Here is a 6,027-nt window from a genome sequence, read left to right as displayed (position 1 = left end):
CGTGTGCTCTTCCGTGCTGGCAATCACCGGCGGGCTCGGCACCGCGCTGGTAATCGCCAACCTGCAATACCTGCAAGGCGCCTTGGGCGCGACCACCGCCGAGATGGCCTGGCTGCCCGCCGCCTATGTGATGACCAACGTGTGCATGAACCTGTTGCTGGTGAAGTTTCGCCAGCAGTTCGGCCTGCGCGCGTTTACCGAAGTCTTCCTGGTGTTGTATGCGCTGGTGACCTTTGGCCACTTGTTCGTCAACGACCTCAGTTCGGCCATTGCGGTGCGGGCCGCGCATGGCATGGTGGGGGCGGCGCTCAGTTCGCTGGGCTTGTACTACATGATCCAGGCGTTCCCGGCCAAGTGGCGGCTCAAAGCCCTGGTGCTGGGATTGGGCACCGCGCAGTTGGCGCTGCCACTGGCGCGGCTGTTTTCCGAAGACTTGCTGCAAATTGCCGAATGGCGCGGGCTGTATCTGTTTGAACTGGGCCTGGCGCTGATCTGCCTGGGCTGCGTATTCCTGCTCAAATTGCCGCCGGGCGACCGCTTCAAGACCTTTGAAAAACTCGACTTCCTTACCTTCGGCATTCTCGCCACCGGCGTCGCGCTGCTGTGTGCGGTGTTGTCCCTGGGGCGTATCGACTGGTGGCTGGAAGCGCCGTGGATCGGCGTGGCTTCGGCCTGTTCGCTGGTGCTGATCATGGCCGGCCTGGCCATCGAGCATAACCGCGCCAACCCGCTGCTGATGACCCGGTGGCTGGGCAGTGGGGTGATGATTCGCCTGGCACTGGCCGTGGTGCTGATTCGCATGGTGCTGTCGGAGCAATCCACCGGTGCCGTGGGTTTCATGCAGATGCTCAACATGAGCTACCAGCAGATGCACACGCTGTACGTGGTGATGCTGGCCGGGGCGATTGCCGGGCTGGTGGTCAGTGCGTTGACGATCAACCCGGCGCACTTGCTGATGCCGTTGATCATCTCCCTGGCGCTGATGGCCACAGGCTCGGTGATGGACAGCTTCTCCAGCAACCTGACCCGCCCGGAAAACCTCTATATCAGCCAGTTCCTGCTAGGCTTTGGCGGCACCTTCTTTCTCGGGCCGACCATGGTGCTGGGCACGCGCAACGTGCTCACCAACCCGCGCAACCTGGTGAGTTTTTCGGTGATGTTCGGCATCTGTCAGAACCTCGGCGGCCTGATTGGCGCGGCGTTGCTCGGGACGTTCCAAATCGTGCGCGAGAAGTACCATTCCAGCATGATCGTCGAGCACCTGACCTTGCTTGACCCGCGTGTGGCCGCGCGGGTGCAGAGCGGCGGTTCGGCGTATGGCGGTGTCATCGCCGACCCGGAACTGCGCAACCTGATGGGCATTCGCAGCCTGGCCACGGCGGCCACGCGTGAGGCGAATGTGATGGCCTACAACGATGTATTCATGCTGATTGCGATCATCGCGATCCTCACCATGCTCTGGATCTTCACCCGCAGCCTGTGGCTGATGAGTACCACTAAAGCGGCAGCCCCTCCCGTTCAACCCAGCGGCGTTACTTCATGACCGAACCGACTACCAGCACCACAACCACCACTAACGCCATCGCCTCCACCCCGGAAGGCACCACACCGCCGGGCGCCTCGGTCACCGAGCCGCGCTCACTGCGGGTGCGTATTATCTCGTCATTGGGTTTTGCCGCGATTGCCATCGTCGGTGTGCTGATCGTGCTGTACGCCTGGCAACTGCCGCCGTTCAGCAGTGCGGTGGAAACCACCGAAAACGCGCTGGTGCGCGGCCAGGTCACGATCATCGGCCCGCAACTCGCCGGCTACGTGTATGAAGTGCCGGTGCAGGACTTCCAGTTCGTCAAGGCTGGCGACCTGCTGGTGCGCCTCGATGACCGTATCTACAAGCAGCGCCTCGACCAGGCGCTGGCGCAACTGGCGGTGCAGAAAGCCGCGCTGGCCAACGTGGTGCAGCAACGCAACAGCGCCGAAGCCACCATCAAACTGCGCCAGGCCGCGCTGGTCGACAGCCAGGCCCAGGCGCGCAAAAGCACCGCGGACCTGCGCCGTAACGAAGAGCTGATCAGCGATGGCTCGGTGTCCAAGCGTGAGCTGGACGTGACCCGCGCCGCCAATGCGCAAACCATTGCCGCGGTGGCGCAAGCCCAGGCCAATCTGGAAATCGCCCGGCAGGATCTGCAAACCGTGATCGTCAACCGCGGTTCATTGGAAGCCGCCGTGGCGAGTGCCGACGCGGCGGTGGAGCTGGCGCGCATCGACCTGTCCAACACGCGCATCCTCGCGCCGCGTGACGGCCAGTTGGGGCAGATCGGCGTGCGACTCGGCGCCTACGTCAACTCCGGCGCGCAGTTGATGGCGCTGGTGCCGACGCAGCTGTGGGTGATCGCCAACATGAAAGAAACCCAGATGGATAACGTGCAGGTCGGCCAACCGGTGACCTTCACCGTGGATGCGCTGAACCACCGCACGTTTCACGGTACGGTGCAGCACATTTCCCCGGCGACCGGCTCGGAGTTCAGCCTGTTGCAGGCGGACAACGCCACCGGCAACTTTGTGAAGATTGCCCAGCGCGTGCCGGTGCGGATCACGGTTGATCCGGATCAGGCCGAGAGCGAGCGGTTGCGGCCGGGGTTGTCGGTGGTGGTGAGTATCGACACGGCAGGGCGCCTCAAAAATACTCCGCCCTGACACTGACGCCGCAGAGGGCAAAATGTGGGAGGGGGCTTTATTCAGGGTGAAGTCGAGTTGGGTTGATTGGCCTTCGTGTGCCCGGTCTGCGCGGCAAATAGCGATGCCACCCCAGGCCATGCCACGCCGCCGTTTCGGCCAGAGGCGTCACGCGTAATGCGATCTAAAGCCTTGGCAAGTGTGAGGTGGGTGAGGCTGTCTTCGAGTTCAAGCATCACAGCTCCCTGGCTAGAGGATGAAGTGGGGTTCGGGCAGCCCTTGGATGCCGGGGTTGAGGGCGAACACGCCGCCGGACAGCGACTGTTCACTCGGGTTATCACGGATCGAGGTGACGAACAGCGTGTCTAAGCGGCTGCCGCCGAAGGCGCACATGCTGGGCTTTTTTACCGGCACGCTGAGGGAGCGGTCGAGGCGACCGTCGGGGGTGAAGCGATGAATCATCCCGGCGTCGTTGGCGCAGATCCAGTAACAGCCATCGGCGTCGACCGCTGCGCCGTCGGGGCGGCCGGGGAGTGGATGCATATCGACGAACACCCTGCGGTTGGACGGGGTGCCGGTTTCGATGTCGTAATCGAAGGCCCAGATCTTTTGCACCAACGGGTGTGAATCGGAGGCATACATCGTGCGGCCGTCGGGGCTGAAGGCCAGGCCATTGAGGGTGATGAAGCCGTTCAACTGGGCATGCGGCGCGGCGCCCCAAGCATAGCGATACAGCGTGCCCTCGGCCGCATTCAAACCCATGTTCAGCACCATGCTGCCGGCCCAGAAACGGCCCTGGCGATCACAGCGGCCGTCGTTCAAACGCATGTCCGCGCGTGGGTGCTCAACACTGGCCAGGGGCGTGGTGTCGAGGCTGGCGTCGGTGTGCGGGGTGAGTTGGAAAAAGCCGCTTTCCATGCCGGCGACCCAGTTGCCCGCCGTAGTGCGGGCAATGCAGGCGAGCATTTGCGGGGCTTTCCAGGCGGTGACCTGGCCGGTGGCGGCGCTCCAGCGTTGCAGACCGCCGTTGGGGATGTCCACCCAATACAGCGCGTGTTCCTCGGGCACCCACACCGGGCATTCGCCCACGGCATTGCGGGCGTCGACGATCAATTCAGCCGTCATGGTCACTCATTCCCTTGGCTTGCTGTGCACTCAGTCACCGAACGGCCCCGCTGCGCAGAACGCACCGCCCTGATAGACCTTGGCCGGGTCATCGGCGGCGACCGGTGGCTGGGTTTCGATTTGGGCGCGGAACACTTCGGCGCTGTCCTTGGGCACGAACCCCAGGTGCGCGGCGTAGCGGTTGTCCCACCAGGTATCGAGGTTGTCCGACATGCCGTAAACCACGGTATGGCCGACATTCGGCGTGTACAGCGCGCGTTCGAGCAGTTGGGTCAGGTCGTCGAAGCTTAGCCAGGTGTGCATCATCCGGCGGTTTTGCGGTTCGGGAAACGAGGAGCCGATGCGGATGCTCACGGTCTCGATGCCGTAGCGATCGAAGTAGAAACTCGCCATGTCTTCGCCATAGGACTTGGACAAGCCATAGTAGCTGTCCGGGCGGCGCGGCGAGTGGGCGTCGAGCTTTTCACCTTGTTTATGGAAACCGATCACATGGTTGGAACTGGCGAAGATCACGCGCTTCACGCCGTGACGGCGGGCCGCTTCGTAGAGATGGAAAACGCCGCAGATGTTGGCGCCGAGGACTTCTTCGAACGAACGCTCAACCGAAACACCGCCAAAGTGCAGGATCGCGTCGACGCCTTCCACCAAGTGGTGCACGGCGTGTTTATCGGCGAGGTCGCAAGGTTGCACTTCTTCGCACGCATCGGTCGCCGGGGCCATGCTGGCGATGTCCGAAAGGCGCAGTACGTGGGCATAAGGGCGCAGGCGTTCGCGCAGAACGTTGCCCAGGCCGCCGGCAGCACCGGTGAGCAGCAGGCGGTTGAATGGAACGGGCGTCGTTGGGGTGGTGGTCATGAAGGGTCCATTGTTGTTGTAGGTTATCGTATGACTTGTTGGAAGTATCGTCAGGGAATCCCCAGGTTGTCAACGCCCTTGCTCACGAGTGAGGTTCAAAATGTGGGAGTCGAGTTCGACTTGAGAGCGTTGTCGCCCTAGTTGGCCATGACCATCGGCGGGAGGGTGCCAAGCAGGGAAACGGCGGCAACTGCGCAAACCCCCAATACCCACTCCAGCATTACACTGGCCTTCAAACTGCCCCGGCGCTCTTCGCAGCGCTCAATACGTAACCGGTTCAGCAAAGCCAGGGCCAACATGCCCAGTACCAGCAGCACTTTGATCAACAAAATCAGGGCAAAGCCGTCGAACAAGGGCGTGGGCCACAGCTGCCCGGTCAACACGCGCACATTGATCAAACCGCTCACCAGTAACCCCGTGACCAGGCCATAACCCACGGCGCTGAAGCGCTTGAGGATTGGCTCCAGTACAAAACGCTCAGGCTGTCTGAGGATCAACACCAGCAACAACAACCCGCCGAGCCAGGCGCCTACGCACACCAGGTGCAGCACTTGGTTGAGGATCAGCCATTGCCCACTCAACCCATTAAGCATGGCGCCGTGGCCGACCGGTGCCAATGTCGCCAGCAGCAGAGCGATCAATGGCAGGCGCAGCGCGGGCCAGGGTTTGATCAGCACGATCACCAGCAGCAGGTTCAGCAACAGATGCCAGACCCACACTTGGCCGAAGAAGGTTTTACCCAGCACCAACTGTACGGTGGCCGGTTGCAATGCTGCGTCCCAGCTGCCGGCCATGCTGGCAGTGATCAATAACAACCAGGCCACGCCGGAGATCAGCCCCAGCCAGCCCAGCACGCGGGTGATGCGTTGCAGTTGTCGATCGAGTGCCGGCTGCGGTTCAGCGCCCAACAGCCAGGGCCTGAACACACAGGCCCCGAACATCAACAGCACGACGATAAAATGCACGAAGCGGCACAGCACCAGCAGGGTCGCCATGGGTTATTGGCCGACCTTGAAGCTGTAAGTGCCTTCGCTCTTGTGGGTATCCACCGACACCGCGTGCCATTGCACGTTGTAGGTGCCGGCGGCGAGTGGTGCCGCAGGCGTGACCACTAGGGTTTTCTTGTCGGCGTCCGGGGTTTCCAGGCCTTTGATCGCGACTTCGGTGCCGTCCTTGCTCAGGGACACCTTGGTGAAGGTGGCTTCGACGCCTTCGGTGAAGGTCAGGCGCAGGTCTTTCGGCACGGCGACGCTGCTGTTTGCAGCAGGTTCCGAACTTTTAAGGTGGGCATGGGCAAAGGCCGCCGAAGCGCCTAGCAAGGAGGCCAGCAGGGTGACGGTGGTCAGGGTTTTCTTGATCAACATTGTTCAATAC

Annotated in this window: 6 protein-coding genes and 1 pseudogene; 2 read left to right on the top strand and 5 right to left on the bottom strand. The window is 62.3% G+C overall.

The features are described 5' to 3' along the window. Window positions 1-1,543 (top strand): MFS transporter (locus E0F99_RS19420; RefSeq protein WP_130908877.1); only part of this gene is annotated, 1,543 nt, incomplete at its 5' end. Then, window positions 1,540-2,694 (top strand): HlyD family secretion protein, encoded by a 1,155-nt coding sequence (locus tag E0F99_RS19415; protein WP_083357864.1) that lies wholly within the window; start codon window positions 1,540-1,542, stop codon window positions 2,692-2,694. The genes E0F99_RS19420 and E0F99_RS19415, both read left to right, overlap by 4 nt. A gap of 73 nt (window positions 2,695-2,767) precedes the next feature. On the opposite strand, the pseudogene E0F99_RS30490 reads toward E0F99_RS19415, so the two are convergent. The 5 genes and pseudogenes from E0F99_RS30490 to copC all read right to left on the bottom strand — a co-directional run. Next, window positions 2,768-2,857, bottom strand: a pseudogene (locus E0F99_RS30490) (aldose 1-epimerase); the annotation flags it as partial. Window positions 2,858-2,922: 65 nt separating this feature from the next. Beyond that, entirely contained in the window at window positions 2,923-3,798 is an 876-nt protein-coding gene (locus tag E0F99_RS19405) for an SMP-30/gluconolactonase/LRE family protein (protein ID WP_130908876.1), read from the bottom strand. 30 nt (window positions 3,799-3,828) lie between these two features. Next, on the bottom strand, window positions 3,829-4,653 hold the full coding sequence (locus tag E0F99_RS19400; protein WP_083357866.1) for an NAD-dependent epimerase/dehydratase family protein: 825 nt from the start codon (window positions 4,651-4,653) through the stop codon (window positions 3,829-3,831). A gap of 137 nt (window positions 4,654-4,790) precedes the next feature. Then, entirely contained in the window at window positions 4,791-5,648 is an 858-nt protein-coding gene (copD, locus tag E0F99_RS19395) for a copper homeostasis membrane protein CopD (RefSeq protein ID WP_083357867.1), read from the bottom strand. A 3-nt stretch (window positions 5,649-5,651) separates the two neighbouring features. Then, window positions 5,652-6,017: a copper homeostasis periplasmic binding protein CopC gene (copC, locus tag E0F99_RS19390; RefSeq protein ID WP_083357868.1), complete on the bottom strand. Its 366-nt coding sequence runs from the start codon at window positions 6,015-6,017 to the stop codon at window positions 5,652-5,654. Between the last annotated feature and the right edge of the window lie 10 nt (window positions 6,018-6,027).

Source organism: Pseudomonas antarctica, assembly GCF_900624995.1.
GTDB lineage: Bacteria > Pseudomonadota > Gammaproteobacteria > Pseudomonadales > Pseudomonadaceae > Aquipseudomonas > Aquipseudomonas antarctica.
The sequence above is the reverse complement of the archived record's forward strand: the minus strand, read 5'-3'. Positions and strand labels throughout refer to the sequence as shown.